Origin of the sequence: Kitasatospora sp. SolWspMP-SS2h, assembly GCF_003259315.1 — a bacterium.
In the GTDB taxonomy this organism is placed as follows: Bacteria; Actinomycetota; Actinomycetes; order Streptomycetales; family Streptomycetaceae; genus Kitasatospora; species Kitasatospora fiedleri.
Window position 1 is genome coordinate 40,573 of sequence record NZ_QLLT01000009.1, and the last position, 19,297, is coordinate 59,869.

Annotated in this window: 15 protein-coding genes; 4 read left to right on the top strand and 11 right to left on the bottom strand. The window is 75.9% G+C overall.

All coding sequences use genetic code 11. The annotated features are described in order from the left end of the window. Positions 1–71: 71 nt before the first annotated feature. Positions 72–2,045 carry a lamin tail domain-containing protein gene (locus K353_RS12770; RefSeq protein ID WP_233533539.1) on the bottom strand — a complete coding sequence of 658 codons (1,974 nt, stop codon included), beginning with the start codon at positions 2,043–2,045 and terminating at the stop codon, positions 72–74. Between the two features lie 272 nt (positions 2,046–2,317). Here K353_RS12770 and K353_RS12775 point away from each other — a divergent pair, with 272 nt between their 5' ends. Beyond that, entirely contained in the window at positions 2,318–3,244 is a 927-nt protein-coding gene (locus K353_RS12775) for a LysR family transcriptional regulator (RefSeq protein ID WP_111553716.1), read from the top strand. Positions 3,245–3,251: 7 nt separating this feature from the next. Here K353_RS12775 and K353_RS12780 read toward each other — a convergent pair whose 3' ends face one another. From K353_RS12780 to K353_RS12790, 3 genes are all read right to left on the bottom strand, one after another. Beyond that, entirely contained in the window at positions 3,252–4,493 is a 1,242-nt protein-coding gene (locus K353_RS12780) for a metallophosphoesterase (protein WP_370447594.1), read from the bottom strand. A gap of 155 nt (positions 4,494–4,648) precedes the next feature. Then, complete coding sequence (locus K353_RS12785; protein ID WP_233533540.1) at positions 4,649–5,839, bottom strand: hypothetical protein; 1,191 nt, start codon at positions 5,837–5,839, stop codon at positions 4,649–4,651. Between the two features lie 141 nt (positions 5,840–5,980). Then, the gene (locus tag K353_RS12790; RefSeq protein ID WP_111553894.1) at positions 5,981–6,946 is read right to left on the bottom strand and encodes a LysR family transcriptional regulator; all 966 of its coding nucleotides are present in this window, start codon (positions 6,944–6,946) and stop codon (positions 5,981–5,983) included. On the opposite strand from K353_RS12790, the gene K353_RS12795 reads away from it, so the two are divergent. Next, a complete protein-coding gene (locus K353_RS12795; RefSeq protein ID WP_111553893.1) occupies positions 6,863–7,741 on the top strand; it encodes a ketopantoate reductase family protein in 879 nt (292 codons plus the stop codon). The genes K353_RS12790 and K353_RS12795 overlap by 84 nt on opposite strands. 331 nt (positions 7,742–8,072) lie before the next feature. Here K353_RS12795 and K353_RS12800 read toward each other — a convergent pair whose 3' ends face one another. Further along, a complete protein-coding gene (locus K353_RS12800; RefSeq protein ID WP_111553718.1) occupies positions 8,073–9,491 on the bottom strand; it encodes a DEAD/DEAH box helicase in 1,419 nt (472 codons plus the stop codon). A gap of 313 nt (positions 9,492–9,804) precedes the next feature. After that, positions 9,805–10,008, bottom strand: a complete 204-nt coding sequence (locus K353_RS12805) for a cold-shock protein (protein WP_111553719.1) — start codon at positions 10,006–10,008, stop codon at positions 9,805–9,807. Between the two features lie 450 nt (positions 10,009–10,458). Between K353_RS12805 and K353_RS12810 the strand changes: the two genes are divergently transcribed. Then, positions 10,459–10,680, top strand: coding sequence for a hypothetical protein (locus tag K353_RS12810; RefSeq protein ID WP_100837429.1), 222 nt, complete (start codon positions 10,459–10,461; stop codon positions 10,678–10,680). Between the two features lie 326 nt (positions 10,681–11,006). Here K353_RS12810 and K353_RS12815 read toward each other — a convergent pair whose 3' ends face one another. Beyond that, positions 11,007–11,642 carry a TetR/AcrR family transcriptional regulator gene (locus K353_RS12815; RefSeq protein ID WP_111553720.1) on the bottom strand — a complete coding sequence of 212 codons (636 nt, stop codon included), beginning with the start codon at positions 11,640–11,642 and terminating at the stop codon, positions 11,007–11,009. Between the two features lie 107 nt (positions 11,643–11,749). On the opposite strand from K353_RS12815, the gene K353_RS12820 reads away from it, so the two are divergent. After that, a complete protein-coding gene (locus tag K353_RS12820; protein WP_111553721.1) occupies positions 11,750–12,436 on the top strand; it encodes a hypothetical protein in 687 nt (228 codons plus the stop codon). A 10-nt stretch (positions 12,437–12,446) separates the two neighbouring features. Here K353_RS12820 and K353_RS12825 read toward each other — a convergent pair whose 3' ends face one another. The 4 genes from K353_RS12825 to K353_RS12840 all read right to left on the bottom strand — a co-directional run bounded on the left by K353_RS12825 (position 12,447) and on the right by K353_RS12840 (position 19,224). Then, complete coding sequence (locus tag K353_RS12825; protein WP_233533541.1) at positions 12,447–12,776, bottom strand: carboxymuconolactone decarboxylase family protein; 330 nt, start codon at positions 12,774–12,776, stop codon at positions 12,447–12,449. Positions 12,777–13,128: 352 nt separating this feature from the next. After that, positions 13,129–15,597 (bottom strand): WYL domain-containing protein, encoded by a 2,469-nt coding sequence (locus K353_RS12830; protein ID WP_233533542.1) that lies wholly within the window; start codon positions 15,595–15,597, stop codon positions 13,129–13,131. 436 nt (positions 15,598–16,033) lie between these two features. Further along, on the bottom strand, positions 16,034–18,490 hold the full coding sequence (locus K353_RS12835; RefSeq protein ID WP_111553895.1) for an ABC transporter permease: 2,457 nt from the start codon (positions 18,488–18,490) through the stop codon (positions 16,034–16,036). After that, positions 18,490–19,224 carry an ABC transporter ATP-binding protein gene (locus K353_RS12840; RefSeq protein WP_199528081.1) on the bottom strand — a complete coding sequence of 245 codons (735 nt, stop codon included), beginning with the start codon at positions 19,222–19,224 and terminating at the stop codon, positions 18,490–18,492. The genes K353_RS12835 and K353_RS12840 overlap by 1 nt, the downstream gene beginning before the upstream one ends. Between the last annotated feature and the right edge of the window lie 73 nt (positions 19,225–19,297).

Below are 19,297 nucleotides of genomic sequence, written 5' to 3' on the forward strand. Positions count from 1 at the left end.
GGTGCGCTCAGGAGGCGGTGCGCTCAGGAGGCGGTGCGCTCAGGAGGCGGTGCGCTCGGGAGGCGGTGCGCTCAGCAGGGGAAGGTGCCGCTGTAGAGCGCGTGCCCGTACGAGGAGCTGCCGGAGCCGAAGCCGTAGACGCCGTCGTCGCTCCAGACCGCCTCGCGGAAGCCGTTGGCGCAGGTGGAGGTCGGCGCGAGGGCGAAGCCCTCCAGGTTGTCGACCGGCATGACGGCGGGGTTGGTGTAGGTCACGTCCGGCACGATCGCGCCGCTCGCGCCGACCTTCAGGAAGGTGTGGGTCTCGCCGCAGGTGTTGTCGCAGGTGGCGACGATCCGCTGGGTGCCGGCGTCGAAGGTCACGTCCATCACGCCCGGCTTGCCGGTGGAGACGGTGCCGAAGGTGGTGAAGGTGCCGTTCGAGTTGAGGCCGTAGACGTACAGGGTGCCGTCGTACTCCAGCCCGGCGAAGAACAGGCCGGCGCCGTGCAGCGGGTAGTTCGCCGGGTTGTAGGCGGAGCCGGTGAGCGGGTCGGTCCAGCCGCCGGCGGTCAGCCAGCTGTCCGGGACGTAGCCGACGCCCTCGAAGCCGAGGTTGGCGTCGTCCTTGCTGCCGGTGTCGAGCTGCGGGAACTGCGAGGTCATGTCCCACTGGTGGAGCGGGGTCAGGGTGCTGCCGGTCGCGGCCGGGTCGAACTCCATGATGGTGTCCTTGGGCGCGGTGTTCTTGGTGTTGTCGCGCTCGGAGGTCACGTACAGGTGCCCGTTGGGGCCGACGGTCAGGCCCTCGGAGTCCGGCTCGCCGGTGCCGCCCGCGAAGCGGATCTGCTTGCCGGTGGCGCTCCAGGTGGCGTCCGGGACCCACTTGCCGTTGCTCTTGACCAGCTTGTACAACCAGTTCTTGTTCTTGGCGGCCCACAGCACGGACGGGTTGGCCGGGTCGAAGGCCAGGCCGCTGACGTCCCGGCCCTCGGGGCCGGTGGAGGTGGTGAACGCGCAGACGTTGTCGGCGATGGTGACGTCGAGGCCGCCGGGCCAGGCCGACGTGCCGGCGGGCTTGGCGCCGGTGCCGCCGGGCGCCTCGGGGGCGCAGCCGCTGGTGAGCGAGCCGCCGCCGCCGAGCAGGTGGCCGGTGGGGGTGCCGCCGGTGCCGCCGCCGGGGGTGCTGCCCGCGCAGGAGTTCACGGCGCCGAAGGTCGCGTTCGCGGAGGTCTGGAAGCCGGTGGCGCAGCGCTCGTCGGAGGGCTTGGCGCCGCCGGTCGCCCAGGTGACCGAGTCGACGGTGTTGCCGCTGCCGTCGAGCAGGAACAGCGCGTCGTTGTCGCCCAGCCCGATGGTGGAGTTGAACGTGACGTATCCGCCCGCGGGGATGCTGGTCGCGCTCGGCGAGGAGGACGAGATCGAGGCGGCGGAGTGCGAGGTGTCGCCGTCGACGTACTTCCACGAGCCGATGCTGACGGCGCTGGTGCCGCCGTTGTACAGCTCGACGGTGTCCGAGCCGTCCGAGCCGACCTCGTTGATCCGGACCCGGCTCGCGGCGGGCACGGAGGCCGGGCAGCCCGCGGCGTTCGCGGAGCCGAAGGTGGCCGCGGTGGTGGCGGTGACCCACCCGCCGGTGCCGTCGCCGCCGCAGCGGGCGATCGCGGGCTTGGCCTTGTCGGTGGCCCAGTCGACCCGGTCGACCACCGTGCCGCCGGCCGTGTAGAGCACCACCTTGTCGGAGTCGCCCAGCCCCTTGGGCGAGTTGAAGGTGACGAAGCCGCCGGCCGGGATGCTGCTCGCGGACGGGCTGAAGGACTGCGGGGAGAAGCCGTCGTCGGACATCTTCCAGCCGCTGATGCTCACCGCCGCCGGGCCGCCGTTGTAGAGCTCCACCGTGTCGTTGCCGTTGGAGGTGACCTCGTTGATGCGCACGTTCTGGTAGCCGGACGGGTCGGCCGCCGCGGCGGGCTGCGCGACGAGCAGCCCGGTGGCGATCAGCCCGGAGAACGTCAGGGACGCGGCGCACACGGAGGCGACGCCGACACGCGAGTGTGAGTTAGGCACGGGCCGGAACTCTGGCGACCCGACGTGGAGACAGCGTGTACGGCGGCTGAATCCCGGACGCTCCCCGCCGGAACGCCAGGTTCGGGGGCAGCCGGACCGCCCGGAACCGGCCACCGGCCTCGGCGGCGGCACCCGGTCCCGGCCCCGGCGGCGGCACCCGGCCGTCCGCCGCACGGACGACGGTTGGTCCCGCCGCTGCGTCACCCCCGCCCGGACCGCCGGAGACCGACGACCGGCCCACAACCGTCCGTTGTTCGGTAGGGTGGCCCGCCGTGGACCTCGAAGCCGTGCGCACCTACGTCGCCGTCGCGGAGGCGGGCCAGTTCCAGAAGGCCGCCACCGACCTGGCGATCACCCAGCAGGCCGTCTCCAAGCGGATCGCCGGGCTCGAACGCGACCTGGGCGTCCGGCTGTTCACCCGCACCCCGCGCGGCGCCGAACCCACCATCGACGGCCAGGCGTTCCTGCCGCACGCCCGCGCCCTGCTGCGGGCCGCCGACCGGGCCGCCGCCTCCGTCCGCACCGGTCGACGCCCGCTGCGCGTCGACGTGATCAACTCGCGCGGCGCGGCCTCCCGGCTGATGCGGGACTTCCACCGCGCCCACCCGGACGTCGAGCTGGACATCGTGATGCTGCTCGACATCGAGAGCGCCGTCGCCGCGATCCGCTCCGGCAGCGTCGACGCCTCCTTCCGGGCCGTCGCCATGCCCGGCCGGCCGCTGCCCGAGGACCTGACCGCCGTCCGGGTCGTCGACGAGCCGCTGCACCTGCTCACCGGCCCCGGGCACGCCCTCGCCGCCGCCCGCGCGGTGCCGCTCGCCGACCTGGCCGGGCACCGGATCTGGATGCCCGGCCTCCTCCCCGGCAGCGAGTGGGGCGCCTACTACGCCTCCCTGGCGGACGAGTTCGGGCTGACCATCGAGTCGACCGGCCCCAACTTCGGCTCCGACGCGCTGCTCGACACCATCGCCGACACCCCCGCCCTGGCGACCTTCATGGGCGAGGACACCCGGCTGGTCTGGCCCACCGGGCACGGCCTGCGCCGCATCCCGGTGACCGACCCCGTCCCCGTCTACCCGCACTCCCTGCTGCACCACCGGGACGATCCGCACCCCGCGCTCCCGGCGCTGCGCGCCCACCTCGCCGCCGCCGCGACGGCCGCCCCGGCCGGCGCCTGGGTCCCGTCCTGGGCCCGCTGAGCCGCCGTCACCCGGCGGCCCCGCCGGTCCCCTCGCCCGCGCGCAGCGTCAGCAGGGTGATCTCGCTCGGCGCGAACACCCGGAACGGCGGCCCCCAGAAACCGGTGCCCCGGCTGGTGTAGAGCTGGGTGCGCTCCCCGTGCCGGCTCAGGCCCTGCACCACCGGCTGGTCCAGCCGGACCAGGTACCGGAACGGCCAGATCTGGCCGCCGTGGGTGTGCCCGGAGACCTGGAGGTCGACGCCGGCGGCCACCGCCTGCGGCACGTACTTGGGCTGGTGCGCGACCAGCAGCACCGGCAGCCGGGGGTCCGCCCCGGCCAGCGCGCCGGACAGGTCGGCCCGGTGCCCGTCCTCGCCGGAGGACGCCGCGGTGACGTCGTCCACCCCGGCCAGCACCAGGGCGTCCCCGCCGCGCTCCACCACCACGTGGCGGTTGTGCAGCGCCTCCCAGCCCAGCTCCGCCATCCGGTCCAGCCAGCCCTGCGCCTCGCCGCCGTACTCGTGGTTGCCCGTCACGTACACCCGGGCCAGCGCGGCCCGGACCGCGCCCAGCGGCGCGGACTGCTCCCGGCGCTGGTCGGGCGTGCCATCCGCGATGTCCCCGGCGTGCACCACCACGTCCGCCCCCAGCGCGTTGACCGCCTCGGTGACCTCCGCCGACCAGGCCGCCCGGTCGATCGGCCCGTAGTGGGTGTCGGCCAGCACCACGACCCTGGTCCCGTCCAGCCCGGCGCCGAGCCGCGGCAGGCGGACGTCCAGCCGCCGCACCCGGGGCACTCGCATCGCCTCGTGGTGCCCCCAGGCCAGCAGCCCGGCCGACACCAGGACGACGGCCGCCGCGACCACCCGGGCCCGGCCGGTGCCGCCGACGCCGAACCCGGCCAGCAGCAGGTCCGCCAGGCCGCCCAGCACCGACCAGGTGAACAGCACCCACACCACGCCCAGGCTGGTGTCCGCGATCCGGGCCGCCCGGTCGTCGCGCGCCCGCGAGCGGTGGCCCGCGACCATCAGGAACGGGAAGCCGACCATCCAGGCCAGCAGCACCGCCGTACCCGCCGACACCACCGGCAGCGGCCAGTCGGCCCCGGCGGCCAGCAGCGTCCACCACGGCGGCAGGCAGAGCAGCACCAGGACGAGCACCAGCACGCCCAACCGCCGCACCCCCGCCCGCCGGGCCCGCCCGCCACCGCCCGCGGCGTCCGTCCCGCCCGCCGTGTCCGTCCCGTCCAGGGTCCCGCTCTCCGCCACCGTGCCGCCTCCTGTGCGTACCCCTCGGGCACGTGCCCGGTCAGCAGACGATCCGGGCGGGCTCCGTGCGGGAGGGTGATGCCGAGTCTCGCGCACGCGCGGGGGAGGCGGTAGCCCGTGGTGCGGTGACGGGCGGCGCGGCGGCCGGGGGAGGCTCAGCCGCCGCCGTAGGTGGCCTGGGTGACGGCGAAGACGTTGCGGTTGCCGGTGGTCTCCTGGAGGGACCAGAGCAGGTCGGGCCCGGTGGCGTCCTCCCAGTAGGAGAGGCTCTCGCCGCCGCCCACCCAGGCGAAGGTGGCGGACCCGGCGGTCGGCGTCCAGTAGGAGAGCTTCTTCTCGCCCGAGGAGTTGAACCACCACCGGCCGTTGTGCGAGGCCACGCCGTTGAGGTGGTACCAGGGCAGCCGGAGCGCCTGGCTCGCGGTGGTCGACGCGGCGAAGGTGGTGGCCCCCGGGGCGAACGGGAAGCGGACGGCGCGCGGCTCGCGCTCGGGGAAGTCCGCGCAGGGCGCGGTGGTCGGGCAGGTGTACTCCGTCGTCACGATCGACTTGCTGACCCGGTCCAGCGAGATCGACGACCACGCCAGCGCGGTGACGGAGGACGGCGTGTGCGCCGTGACCGTGCCGACCTGGGGCAGCACGTAGGCGTAGTTGTGCGCGTAGTAGACCGACCCGGACTGGCGGCCGATCTGGTCGGCGGTGCCCCCGGTGTCGGTGTTCAGGATCTTGCGCATGTCGAAGACCCGCATGCCGACCGTGGTGTCGGCGACGTACAGGTGGTCGCCGTACCAGGAGACCCCGCCGGCGTGGATCGGGATGTCCTCGAAGCTGGGCGCGGCCGGGGTGCCGGTCGGCTCGACCAGCAGGATCTTGCGGTACTTGTTCGGATAGGTGGCGTCCCAGTCGACCAGGGTGATCCGGCTGCGCTGGTGCTCGCCCTTGCAGGCGTCCGCCGTGTACCAGCTGACCAGCACCAGCTGGTGTCCGTCGTAGTTGCCGCTGTTCGCGGTGCCCACCGCGTCCCGGCTGGTGGTGATGCCCTGCGGGAAACTCTGGCAGTCGCCGTCGTCGCCGTCGTCGAACCGGAAGCCGGTGGACAGCCCGGCGACCGAGAAGGAGGACGCCAGCCCCTGCCGGTCGTGGTTCGCGTGGTCCATCACCGTGTGCACGGCGCTCGTCCCGAGCGTCGAGACCAGCGCCGCGTCGAGCGCGTCGTACTGGTGGTAGTCCGCGGTGAGGGTGAAGTCGGACGCCGGGATCGTGGTCGGCGCGGTCAGGGTGCCGGCGGCGGTGGCCGGCGGCGCGGCGGTGAGCACACCGGTGAACAGCAGGCCGGCAGCGACCAAAGCCCTTGCTGCGTTCCGTACTTGAATGACCATCAGGTCGTTTCCCTCCCCCGTGGACGGATCAACGGCCCCTCACGCTAGGCGCGCGCCGACGGGTTCGCAACGGGTACGTCCCATTCCGCCGCCCGGCCGCCTCCGCGCTCAGGCTCCCGCCGCCCGGCTCTCCGTCGTCCGGCCTTCCACCGCCCGGCTCTCCGTCGTCCGGCCTTCCGTCGCCCGGCTCTCCGTCGCCCGGCCGTCCCGGCGGGCGCAGTGCTCGGCGACGGTGTCCGCGAAGGCCCGGGCCAGCGGGGAGAGGGCGTCCCAGCGGCGGACCGCCCAGCCCGCCGTGAGCGGGGGCAGCGCCGGGATCGGGACCAGCCGCAGGTCGGGGTGGCCCGGGCCGGTCCACTCGGGCAGGGTGGGGACGACCGCCCGGCCGAGCCCGAGTCCGGCCAGCAGGATCGCGGTGTCCCAGTCCGTGACGCTGGTGTCGAAGACCGGCCGGATGCCCGACCCGGCCAGCCACCCGCCGAGCTGGGTGCGCGCGGTCGAGTTCTCCGGCAGCCCGATCAGCCGGACGTCCTGCAGGTCGGCGGGCTCGACCAGGGCCCGGTCCGCCAGCGGGTCCCCGGCCGCCACCGCCAGCGACCAGGGCAGGTGGACGACGGCGCGCTGCTCCACGTCCCCGCCGGCCGGCCGCAGGGTGATCCAGGCCAGATCGACCGCCCCGGCGGCGAGCGCGTCGAAACAGCCGCGGCTGGACGTCTCGGTCTGGAACTCCAGGCTGGCCCGCGGGAACCGGCGCCGGAAGTCCACCACCGCCGCGGCCATGAAGTGCCGCACGGTCGTCGCCCCGGTGGTGACCCGCACCGACCCGCCCTCGGCCCGGGCGAGTTCCTCGATCCGCCGCACCGCCTGGTCGATCAGCCCCAGCCCCTCGGTCACCGCGCCCCGCAGCAGCCGCCCCGCCGGGTTCGGCGCCACCCCCCGCGGCTGCCGCTCGAACAGGCTGAGGCCCAGCTCCCGCTCCAGCCGCTTCACGTGCTGGCTCACCGCCGACTGCGTGCACCCCAGGTCACGCGCGGCCCCGCTGAGCGAGCCGCTCCGGCAGACCGCGCCGAACACCGCGTCGTCTGCCTGGCCGGAGACCGGACCGCCGCCGTCCTGCGCGCGGACGGACTGCACGTCGAGAGCGAGCAGTACGGGGAGTTCACCGCGGCGGTGGCGGCCGACACCGTGCTGCGCGAGCCGGTCGACGCCCTCTTCGTGACGGTCAAGCAGACCTCGCTCGCCGAGGCACTCGACCGCGTCCCGGCCGACCTGCTCGGTTCGGCGGTCGTGGTCCCGCTCCTCAACGGCGTCGACCACCTCGCCGTGCTCCGGGCCCGCTTCCCCGCCGCCCGGGTCGTCGCGGGCACCATCCAGATCGAGGCCACCCGCACCGCCCCCGGCCGCATCGCCCACACCAGCCCGTTCGCCAACCTGGTCCTCGCCGACCCCGACCAGCGGCTCGAACCGTTCGCGCAGGCGCTGCGCGCGGCCGGACCGGGCGTCGCCCTCGGCCCGGACGAGAGCACGGTGCTCTGGAACAAGCTCTCCTTCCTCGCCCCGTTCGCCCTGCTGACCACCCGGCACCGCACCGACGTCGGCACCGTCCGCGACCGGCACCGCCCCGAACTGCTCACCGTCCTCGACGAGGTCGCCGCGGTCGCCCGCGCGGCCGGGGCACCGGCGGACGCCGAGGACCTGCTCGCCCTCTTCGACCGCTTCCCGGCGACGATGAGGTCCTCCATGCAGCGCGACGCCGAAGCCGGCCGCCCCCTCGAACTCGACGCCATCGGCGGAGCCGTCCTCCGCGCCGGGGCCGCCCACCACGTCCCCACCCCGGCCACCGCCCAGCTGGTCGCCGCCCTCTCCTGACCACCCGACCCGCCGGCGGCACCGGGCCGGACGGCGGAGGCCGGGGAGCGCCCGCCGCGGATGCCGCTCGACCGCGAGGGGCGGTTCGGGCCGCCGCTGATCATGCCGCCGGTCGCGGCGGCGGGCCGGCCGGGGGCCCGCCGCCGCCGGTCGAGGGCTCACGCTCCGGCGTGCGGGCCACGGCGCGCGCCCTCTCGCGCGCACGGAGGGCCCGCCGGGGCGGCCCCACCGGCGACGACGCCGCGCCGTTCCTGTGCGAGCGGCGCCGCGTCCCCGCACCGGACGGCGCTGGGCGGCCACCCGGGCGCCGCGTGACGGGCGCCGCCGGGGTTCACCCGCTGTACGGCCGGGGCGAGGCGCCGCGCGTTCCGCCGGCGGGGCGCCCGTAGCGGTTGCGGCCGGTCGACCGGTTGTTGCGGGGGCGTTCGATCACGGGGTCGGGGATCGCGACCGGCACGCCGGTGGGGACGCGGGCGCCGGTGATCCGGGTGAGCTCCTCGTCGCCGGCCCGGACCCTGGTGGTGACGGGGGTGATGCCGGCCGTGCTCATCATCCGGGCCGTCCCGCGGCGCTGGTTGGGCAGCACCAGGGTGACGACGGTGCCGGACTCGCCGGCCCGGGCGGTGCGTCCGCCGCGGTGCAGGTAGTCCTTGTGGTCGGCGGGCGGGTCCAGGTTGACCACCAGGTCGAGGCCGTCGACGTGGATGCCGCGGGCGGCGACGTCGGTCGCGACGAGCGCGGCCACCTGCCCGGACCGGAACTGCTCCAGGGTCCGGGTGCGCTGCGGCTGGGACTTGCCGCCGTGCAGCGCCGCGGCCCTGACGCCGCTCGCCAGCAGGTTGCGCACCAGGCGGTCCGCGCCGTGCTTGGTGTCGGTGAACATGATCACCCGGCCGTCGCGGGCGGCGATGTGGGCGATCGTGGCGTCCTTGTCGGCGTTCTGCACGTGCAGCACGTGGTGCTCCATGGTGCTGACCGCCCCCGCCGAGGGGTCCACCGCGTGGGTGACCGGGTCCTTCAGGAAGCGCCGCACCAGGCGGTCGACGTTGCGGTCCAGGGTGGCGGAGAACAGCAGCGTCTGGCCGCCCTCGGCGACCTGCTCCAGCAGCTCGGTGACCTGCGGCAGGAACCCCATGTCGGCCATCTGGTCGGCCTCGTCCAGCACGGTGGCCTCGACCGCGTCCAGCCGGCAGAGCCGGCGCTCGATCAGGTCCCCCAGCCGGCCGGGCGTGGCCACCACGATCTCCGCGCCGCGGTTCAGCACCTGCGCCTGCCGACGGACCGGCACCCCGCCCACCACCGTCGCCAGCCGCAGCCGCACCGCCTGGGCGTACGGGGTGAGCGCCTCGACGACCTGCTGGGCCAGCTCACGGGTGGGCACCAGGACCAGGGCCAGCGGGCTGCGCGGCTCGGCCTGCCGTCCGGCGGTGCGGGCCAGCACGGCCAGGCCGAAGGCCAGCGTCTTGCCGGAGCCGGTCCGCCCCCGGCCCAGCACGTCGCGGCCGGCCAGCGCGTTCGGCAGCGTCGCGCCCTGGATCGGGAACGGCGCCGTGACGCCCCGCCGGGCCAGCACCGACAGCAGGGCCTTCGGCAGGTCCAGCTGGTCGAAGGACTCGACGGGCGGCAGCGCCGGGGTGGTGCTCACCGGCATCGCGAACTCGTGCCCGGCACGTCCGGCACCACCCGCCGCGGCGGGCCGGGAGCCGGAGTGCTGGAACGGCGGGCGACTGGGACGGGTCGAACGGTTCATGCGGGAGGCCTTCCTCTGGACGGCGCCTGACGTGCGGTCGGCGCTCACCGAACGGGCGGGAGCGGAAGACCTCGGACCCCGGGCCGCGAGGGCCCGGTGAACCCCGGACCACGGGGTCCGGTACCGATTCGGACGCGGCACCGGTTCGGACACGGCACCGCGTGTTGCCGCGCCTTCGCGCGGGAGGGCCGTCGGCGGCCGGGAACGGGCCGGAGCAGCCGGAGGGGGGGTGGAAACGCGCGAGGGCCCGCACCGGGCGTGATGCACACGGTGCGGGCCCTCCGCCGCCGGGCGGGTGCCGCGGCAGTAGGAACTACAGCGGGCGAATGTTCTCCGCCTGCGGGCCCTTCTGGCCCTGCGTGACGTCGAACTCGACCTTCTGGCCCTCGAGCAGCTCGCGGAAGCCGTTGGCCTGGATGTTCGAGTAGTGGGCGAAGACGTCCGGGCCGCCACCCTCCTGCTCGATGAAGCCGAAGCCCTTTTCCGCGTTGAACCACTTCACGGTGCCATTAGCCATGTAAAAAATCTCCTTCAAGGGACTTTCCGGCATCCGCACGTTACGGAAGCCGAGTCACCGCGATGAGCGCCCGCCCGGAAAAAACGCCGGAAAACAAAAATGCGCCCGCTACACGAGCGGGCGCACACAAAGTTCATGGGAACCACTACTGCAACTACCTCGACTGTAGCAGCCCGGGGGCCGCGGCGGGCGGAAGACTCCATGCCAATTTTCCGGCGGGTCGCCCGGGGTCACCGCCCCCGGGCCGCCGGTCCGGTCAACTGGACTGCCTCCGAGTCGAGTTGCGAAGACCACCGGCCGCCGGGCAGCGCGGCGGCGCCTCCCGGCGGCCGGCTCCCGGGCCCGAGCCGCCCGGGAGTGTCGTCCGACACACCCGGAATTTCGGGCTCCGCGGAATTCGGGTGGCCCGAGGAGTCCCAACCCCGTTCCCCGCGGCGCATACTGGAGTGGATGAAAAAATCTGAAGCAGTCCGCCGGCACCTGCCCACCAGCCCCTTCAAAGCCAGGACCGAGGCACCGCGCAAGCACTTCGCCGTCGGCGACCGCGTCACCCACGACGCCTACGGCCTCGGCCGGGTCATCGGCGTCGAGGGCGACACCGCGGTGCTGGTCGACTTCGGATCACGACAGGAGCGCGTCGTCCAGCCGTTCACCGGCATGTTCAACCTCTGACCCGGCACCCCCGCGCCGCCCGCCCGCACGTCCGCCTCGCGGCGGCCGTGGTTGGGCCGCCGCGGCACTGGCAGGCGCCCGGTGACGCCGGAGTCGGTTGAGCAGCCAGACGGCCCCGGTGTCACCCGCCGACCGTCGGCACCGAGCACCACCGGTGCCGACGCGCAGGCGTGCCACGAACCTTCCCGGGCCCCGGAGTCGACGGCCCGCGGGCGGGCCCGCGCTTCCCGCCGCCCGGGCTTCTCTCCCGCCGTCCGGGCTTCTCTCCCGCCGTCCGGGTTTCATGCCGCCCGGCACCACCCCGCCCGGCCCCACCCCGTCCGGCTTCACCCCTCCCGAACGGGTGCGGCGAAACCGGCGCAGAGCAGCCGCACGCTCCGGGTGAACTTCTCGTCCTGGCCCAGGCGCGGCATCGACGGGCCCATCAGCAGCGGGAACCGCTCGCACAGTTCGGCGTAGCGCTCGGCGGTGACGGACGGCGGTGCGGCGGGCTGGTTCTGCTCCTGGAGCACGAAGCCGGTGACGTGGCTGAGCAGCGTGTCGGCGCAGACCGCGCAGTGGTCGGCGGGCAGTCCGGCGTCGAGGAGGGTGCGCAGCAGGCGTTCCATCAGGGCGAGGGCGCCGGTGCTGAGCGTGCCGGGGCTCTCGGCGAGGAGCTGGGCGCCGCCGGGGTGCTGCTTGATGCTCAGCCGCAGGGCGGTGGCCTGGACCGCCACCCGGTCCGGCCAGTCGGCGCCGGGCGGGAGGGCTGCGAGGGCCGCGCTGCCGGCGTCGTAGGCGGAGCGGCAGACCCGGTCGGCCATCAGGGCGAGCAGTTCCTCCTTCCCGCGCACGTGGTAGTAGAGGCTGCCCGCGTGGGCGTCCAGCCGGTCGGCGACCTGGCGCATGGACAGGTTCTGGTAGCCGACCTCGGCGAAGACGGCCATGCCCGCGTCGACGATGCGCTCCTTGGTGAGCTTCATGGGCCCACCGTACAAGGTTTTCCAACACTGTTCGAAAATCGTGCTAGTTTTGCGCCACGGGTTTTCGAACGGTGTTGGAAACACCGTGACAGGGGGAGGAACGGGACATGGGGGCCATCGTCTTCAACGTCACCACGGCCGCGCTGATGGTCATGATGCTCAACTGCGGCCTCGCGGTGCTCGGCCGCGACACCCTGCGCGGACGACCGCTCCCCTGGGCGGCGATCGCCCTCACCGCGACCGCCGTCGCCGGGGTCCTGCTCCAGCTGACGTGGTCCGGAGCGATGGACGCGCTCGACGCCGACCCCGCGAAGTCCGGCTGGTGGCGCGAACTCACCTCGGTGTTCATGCAGAACGGCGGCCTGTTCGGCGGCCTGTGGAACCTCCTCACCCTGGCCGCCGTCGCCGCGCTCGCCCAGTGGTACTGGGGCGGCCCGCTCACCCTCGTCCTCTTCCTCGCGGGCGTCCTGCTGCCCGGCCGGGTCGACGCCCTGCTCGGCCTCGGCGACGGCCCCGGCACCGACCCCCGCAACTTCGCCGGCAGCTCCGGCGCCACCTACTTCCTGGGCGCCACCCTGGCCCTCGCCCTCCTCACCCGCACCCGCCTCCCCAAGGAGATCGCCCTGGCCGCCGGCGTCCCGGTGCTCGGCCTCGCGATGTGGCTCGCCCAGGACAACGGCCACGGCCTGGTCTCCGCCTACGGCTTCGCCCTCGCCGCAGCGACCTGGGCCGTCCGCCACCGGCTCCGCCCGGCCCGCCCCACCGCCGTCCCTCCCGGTCCGCACCAGCCCTGAGCGGCGGCGGTCAGCGGACCGGCCCGTGGTCGTCGTCGTCCGGCCGGAGTTCGGCGGCGATCTCCAGGCCGAGCGGGTAGGACGGCGTGCCCGAGGTGATCAGCGCCGTCTCCGCGACCCCGATCAGGTCGGCGATCCCGGCGCCCGCGTGGAGTGCGCCCCGGGCGTGGATCCGGGCCGGTTCCGCCCGGCAACGGGCCGGCAACTGGCCGAAGTGGACCAGCTGTTGGACGCGGTCGCCGAGCGGGCTGTCGGCCAGGACGAGGTGGCGCAGCGCCGTGGACGCCTCCTCCGTGGAGGGCCGCCCGAAGCCTCGGGCCGGCCGCAGCCGGTCCTCCACGGCGGGCGGGACGGCTCCGAGCGTCGTGCGGTAGCGCTCCCGCAGCGCTTCGGAACGCTCGGCGAAGGTGCGGTCGGTCAGGCCGCGACCCGCGCGATCGAGGCCCGGACGGCCGCCGGGGCGCCCGCCGGGAAGTCCACGGCCCCGCCGATCGCCGCGGCGGCGATCTCGGCCTCCACGCTCTCCCCGACCGCCACCACCGGGCGCGCGGCAGCCGTCGCGCCCCGGCCGGCATCGTCACCTGCCCCACCCTCCGCGAGCAGCTGACGGCCCGGAACCGGCCCGACCGACGCCGACCCCGGCCACCCCGCCCCGGGCCACCGGGCTGTCCGGCCTGTCCGGGCCACCCGGCCTACCCGGGCATCACGCCGTGGATGCGGGAGAGGGTGAACACCCGCTCGGCGTCCCGCAGGTGGCACCAGGCCCGGAGGTAGGGCGCGTCGAGTTCGAGCCGGCTGAGGGTGCGGACGGTCGTGCTGCCCGAGGTGGCGGTGTACTCGACGGTGATCCGCCGCCCTTCGTCCACGGCGTGGGCCAGCTGGCGGGCGTCGGTGAAGGACAGGTTCCGGGCGCTCCCGGCGATGATCTCCTCGGTGTCGCTGTGGTACGGACGGCCGTCCCAGGGATCGGGCTCCGGAACGTCCTGCGGGGCGTCCACGAGCCGGGCGGCCAGGGCCGGCAGGTCGACGCCCGTCCGGCCGCCCGCGGCGGGGACGGCCGCTCGTCGGGTGCGGGGCCTGCCGCCGGGCGGGCGCGGGGACGGAACGGGGCTCGTCGCCCGCTGCCGCGGGGTCCGCTCGATGCGGACGGACCCGTCGGGCTCCTCGGCGCTGGGGGCGTAGCCCGCGGCGCGCAGGGCCGCGAGCGTCTCGTCCGGCGGGGTCAGGCTGAGCAGCACCGTGGGCGCCAGCTGCCGCAGGCCGAGCCGGGAGAGCCCGCGGTGCGCGGCCAGTTCGGCCAGCAGGGCGGGCTCCGCGCCGTGGACCACGCAGGCGGCGGAGGCGACGCGCACCCGGCCGTGGCCGCGCGCGGTGTCGTGCACCAGGTACGAGAGGGGCTGGGGGAGCGGCCCGCCGGCGGCGGCCAGGTCGGCGACGAGGGCGTCGGCGGTGAGGCCGGTGTCGAGGGCCCGGCGGACGCTCCCGGTGCTGAACCGCCACACGGACGCCGCACCGGAGCTCTCCCGGTCCGCGGCGGAGTCCAGCAGCGCACGGAGGCGCGTCGTCGGGGTGCCGGCGACCACGGCCGTCAGGTCGCTGCCGAAGCGGGCGGTCGCGCTGGCGGCGGGCAGCAGTCGCCGGCAGGCGTCGGCCAGGGCGTCGGCGGCATCGAGGGCTCCGGCGGCGTTGAGGGCTCCGGCGGCGTCGAGGGCTTCGGGAGCGCCGGGAGCGACGGCAAGCAGGGCCGCCCCGAGCGGGGACACCGCTCCGAGCGCGAGCACGCCGAGCAGCTCCGCCTCCCGGATCAGGGTGGCGAACGGCGTGGCGTCCTGGGAGAGCCCGTCGGCGAGCGGGCGCAGCCACCCGAGCAGCTCCCCCAGGGCTGCCGGGCGCACCGCGCCTTCGCCGGCCGGGAGCCGCGCCGCAGCCGCGAGCAGCCCGTGCCGGGCCTGGACGCAGCCCTGGCAGGGCGGTGCTCCGGCAAGCGCCGGCAGGGACTTCCCGTCCTCGTCGCGGCTCCCGCCGGGGGTCCGCGGGAGCTCCCACCACGCCCGGAGCAGCACGGCGAGCTGGCCGGCCGGGTCCTGCTCGGCCCAGGCGTCGTAGGACGCGGTCGCCGCCATCCGGTCGCCGTCCGGGGCCAGCAGGCCGGCCGCGCCCGCCGCCTCCAGCACGAGGCGTACCACGCTCTCGTCGCACCGCGCCGCCCTGCCGATCCGGGACAGCTCGCGCGCGCCGACCCCACCGGACTTGAGCCGGGCCGGCGGCGCGGTGGCGCACGTCCCGAGCACGGCCACGGCAGCGGCCGTGAACGCCATCGCGGCGGCGGAGGCCTCCCGTTCGACGCCGGGACCGGTGACCGGTGCCGACCGCACCTCGGGCGGGACGGGAGTGAACGGGGCGTGCCAGTCGGGGCCGCGCAGCGCGAGCGCCACCTCCGCGGGCATCCGGGCCGGCCCGTAGCGGTGGCGGTCCTCGACCAGCAGCCCCCGCTCCAGGGCCCACCGCTCACCGGGCCGGGCACCGGACGGAGGGCCCCCGAACAGGATGGCGCCCGACCGGTCCGCGGCCTCGTGCGCCCGCCGCCGGAGCAGCTCCCGGGCCGCCGGGGGCGCCCCGGCCACCAGCGCGACGACCCGGACCGGATCGCTGTGGTGCTCGACCAGCGCCGCCAGCCGCGCCGCCTTCCGGTTGGCCGAGGGCCGGACGCCGAGCCTCGCCAGTACGCGGCCCAGCTCGTCGGAGGCCGCGCCCGCGAACAGCCGCCCGAGCGGCGCGTCGAGCCCCAGGGGCGAACCCCACGTGTTCCGCAGCGGCGCCGCCGTCCGCAACAACCCCTCGCCGGCCGGCCACACCAGGGCGTGGTCGGCCAACTCCTCCAGCACCGCGTCCAACCCGCGGGCGCGGTCGCCGTCCACCGCGTCCAGCAGCCCGGCCAACTCCTCCCGCGACCCGGACGCCGGCGCGACGACGGCCTCCGCCACCTGCAGACCGGGCAACGTCAGCCGCGCCAACGCCAACGCCACCGACGCCGGACGCTCAAGGCGCTCCGCCAACTCCCCCACCGACCGCGGCTCCGGCGCCACCGCGGCATCCGGCCGCGCCACCAGCACCCGCTCCAACCCGGCCGCACCCAGCCCGTACAACCACCCGGCCAGCACCGACCCACCCTCCCCACCGACGGAACACCGCACCCACCGGGCCGCCCCACCCTCCCGGACCCGCCCGCGACCCCCAGCATGGCGCACCCCCGCGAGCGGGGTACGACGAAGCCCCGAAAACCACCCCCCGCCCTCCGGCCGCCCCCGCCCGGCCCCCAGCGCACCGACGCCCCGGCCCGTGCCGTGCCCCCGCCCCGGTGACAGCAGGGCCCGGCGTCGGGCCGGCGCAGACCCGGATCTCCACGCCCTCCACGCACCCCGCGGCGCCCTCACCCCCAAGGGCCCCGGGCCGACCGAGTCCGAGCGGGTCATCCACCACCGGCACCTCGCCTCTCCGGTCGAACCCCCGTACACCGCTGGTGAACGGGACCGGAACCCGGACCAGAGACCAGGGACCGGCCCCGCGGACCGGCTCGTGCCGCCCGGCCGGGTCCCCTCAGGATCGGCGGTGCGGTCGGCGCAGGGTGGTGCGGGCGGGGAGGCAGGTGCCGAGGGCGGCGAGGGAGGCCGTGCCGAGGAGGACCAGGGCGAGTTCGGGAACGGGGACGGCCGCCCCGGCGGTGCCGCGGGTGATCCCCTCGGCGTAGGTGCCGAGCACCGTGAGGGCGACGGCCAGGCCGAGCACGGTGGCGAGGGTGACGGCGGCGGTGGTCTCCCAGCCGAGCATCCGCCGGATCTGGCGGCGGGTGGCACCGGCCAGGGCCAGCGCGGTGAACTCGTGGCGGCGGTCGGCGATGCCCATGGCCAGGGTGTTGACGACGGCGATGGCCACGAAGGTGATGATCAGCCCGAGCATGACGTAGCCGATCTGCGCGCCGGACCGGTCCGTCGCGGCGGCGGAGGCCCGGTCGAGCACCCCGAGCCCGGGGTCGCCGCGCAGGGCGGCGGTGAGCGCCTGCCGGGTCAGGCCGTCGCCGCGGACCAGCAGTTCGTCGTCCAGCGGCACGTCGACGTGGGCGGCGACCAGGTGGTGCGCGAGGGTCAGGTCGCCGAAGCCCAGGCCGCGGCCGTAGAGCGCGACCACCGTCACCTCCGCCGGGGTGCCGTCGGCGAGGGTCAGCCGGACGCGCTGGCCGAGCCGGTAGCCCAGCCCGTCCGCGGCCGCCGCCGTGTCGTCCGCCAGCCGGTCGAGGTCGCCGGCGGTGACGCCGAGGTCCAGGGTGTCGGCCAGCCGCCCGGGGGTGACGGCCTGCACGCCGCGCCGGGTGAGCCCGTCCCGGACCTGACTGTGCAGGACCCGGGTCACCGTCCGGACGCCCGGCACCGCGGCGAGCGCCTCGGCGGCGGAGGCCGGGGCGTGCGGGCCGACCACGAAGTCGGCGGTGCTGCCGCGCTCGCGCTGGGCGGCGGCCGCGTGCCCGGTGGTGGCCTGGGTGAACAGGATGGTGCAGGCCATCGCGATCAGCAGGGTCAGCGGCACGACCACCGACGCCAGCCGGTGCGCCCCGGCCCGCAGGTGCTGGACGGCGAGCCAGCCGCCGGTCCGGGACACGCGCAGCGGCAGGGACAGCACGGCCGCCCCGGCTCCGGCCACCGGCGGACCGAGCAGCGAGAGCGCCGTGCACCACAGCAGCACGGCGAGGAAGCAGACCGGGGTCGACGCCTGGTCGGAGTGCAGGACGGTCAGCAGGGCGGTCAGCACGGTCGCGCCGGCCGTGGCCAGCACCCCGAAGCCGATCCGGACCGGAGCCAGGCGCGGCGGCTCCGTCTCCGCCTCGCCGAGCGCCTCGACCGGCCTGATCGCGGTCGCCCGCCGCGCCGAGATCCGGGCCGCCACCCAGCCGGCCGCCAGCGTGACGGCCGCGGCGCCCAGCGCCGGGACGGGCGAGAACACCACGGGCAGGTTCGCCGGGACGACGCCGAGCGCGACGAACCGGCCGTACAGCCAACCGCCCAGCGGCAGACCGGCGGCGGCACCCGGAGTCCCGGCGGACAGGCCGAGCACCAGCGCCTCGCCGCCGATCATCCTCCGGACCTGCCGCCCGGTCGCGGCCACCGCCCGCAGCACCGCGATCTCCCGTTGCCGCTGCCGGATCGACAGGCCGAAGGTGCCGACCACGATCAGCAGGGCGACCAGCAGCGAGGTGCCGGCCAGCACGGCGCCCGTGCTGACCAGGCGCACCCCGGCCCCGGCGGCGTCCGGGAACTCCGCCCGCCCCCGGTCGTCGCCGGTGCGGACCACCGCGCCCGGGGCGCCCGCCAGCAGCGCCCGGACGTCGGCGGCGGCCGTCGGCGCGGACGGGAAGACGCCGATCGCGCTGACCAGCCCGTCGTGGCCGGCGAGCGTCCGGGCCCGGCCGGTGGTGAAGAAGACCGCGGCCTGGCTGTCGAAGCCCCGCGCGGTGACCCCGACCACCCGCACGCCCAGCGTTCCCGAGGGAGCCCGGACGACCGTGGCGGAGCCGGGCGTCAGGTGCGCCCGGGCCGCGGTGCCCGCGTCGACGACCACCTCGTCGTCGGCGGCGGGCGCGCGGCCGGCGGCCAGGGCGAGACCGGCCAGCGGCGCGGACTCCCAGCCGTGGCCCCACGAACCGCGGTCCAGGCCGCCGGGCAGCAGCGCCGGGAAGGTCACCTCGGTGGCGACCGCCCGCACCGACGGCAGCGCCGCGACGCGCTCCGCGAGGGCGGCCGGCACCCAGGCGCGGTCCGCGATCGGCTTGGCCTTCTCCTTGACCTTGCCCTTCCCCTTGTCCACGGCGGCGTGCACCTCCTGGTCGCCGGACACGACGATCGGCGCGGCCGCGTAGCGCTCCGGCCGGACGCTGCCGACCAGGCCGGTGACCAGCAGCGTCCCGCAGCCGCAGACCAGGGCCGCGGCGCAGAACAGGGCGACGAAGGCGCCGGCGAACCCGGCCCGGCGGTGCCGGAGGGTGGCGAGCGCGAGTCCCAGCATCACCGGTTCCACGCCCCCAGCCGGATCATCCGGTCGGCGACCTTGGCGGCGGTCGGTCCGGTCATGGTGTCGGCGACCCGCCCGTCGGCCAGGAACAGCACCTCGTCGGCGTAGGACGCGGCGACCGGGTCGTGGGTGACCATGACGAGGGTCTGGCCGAACTCGTCGACGGTCTGCCGCAGCAGGACCAGCACCTCACGGGCCGTCATCGTGTCCAGCGCGCCGGTCGGTTCGTCGGCGAACACCACCTCGGGGTCCGAGATCAGCGCCCGGGCGATCGCCACCCGCTGCTGCTGGCCGCCGGACAGCTGGCCCGGCCGGTGGCCGGTGCGCTCCCGCAGGCCCACCCGGCGGACGAGTTCCGCCAGCCGTCCGGCGTCGGCCCGGCGCCCGGCCAGCCGCAGCGGCAGCGTGACGTTCTGCTCGACGGTCAGCGCGGAGACCAGGTTGAACGACTGGAACACGAACCCCGCGCGCTCGCGCCGCAGTTCGGTCAGCTCCTTCTCGCTCAGCCGGGACAGGTCGGTGCCGCCGAGCCGGACGGTCCCGGCGGTCGGGCGGTCCAGGCCCGCCGCGCAGTGCAGGAAGGTGCTCTTGCCCGAACCGGACGGCCCCATCACCGCGGTGAAACCGCCCGCCGGCAGCCGCACCGTCACCTCCCGCAGCGCGGCGACCGCGCCCCGCCCCTTGCCGTAGACCTTGCTCACGGCGTCCAACGTGATCGCTTCGCTCATGCCTCCAGCCTCCCGGCCCGCGAACTCCCTTCCCAGGGAAGGGATCACGCGGCACCCGTGACGTCGTCACGGG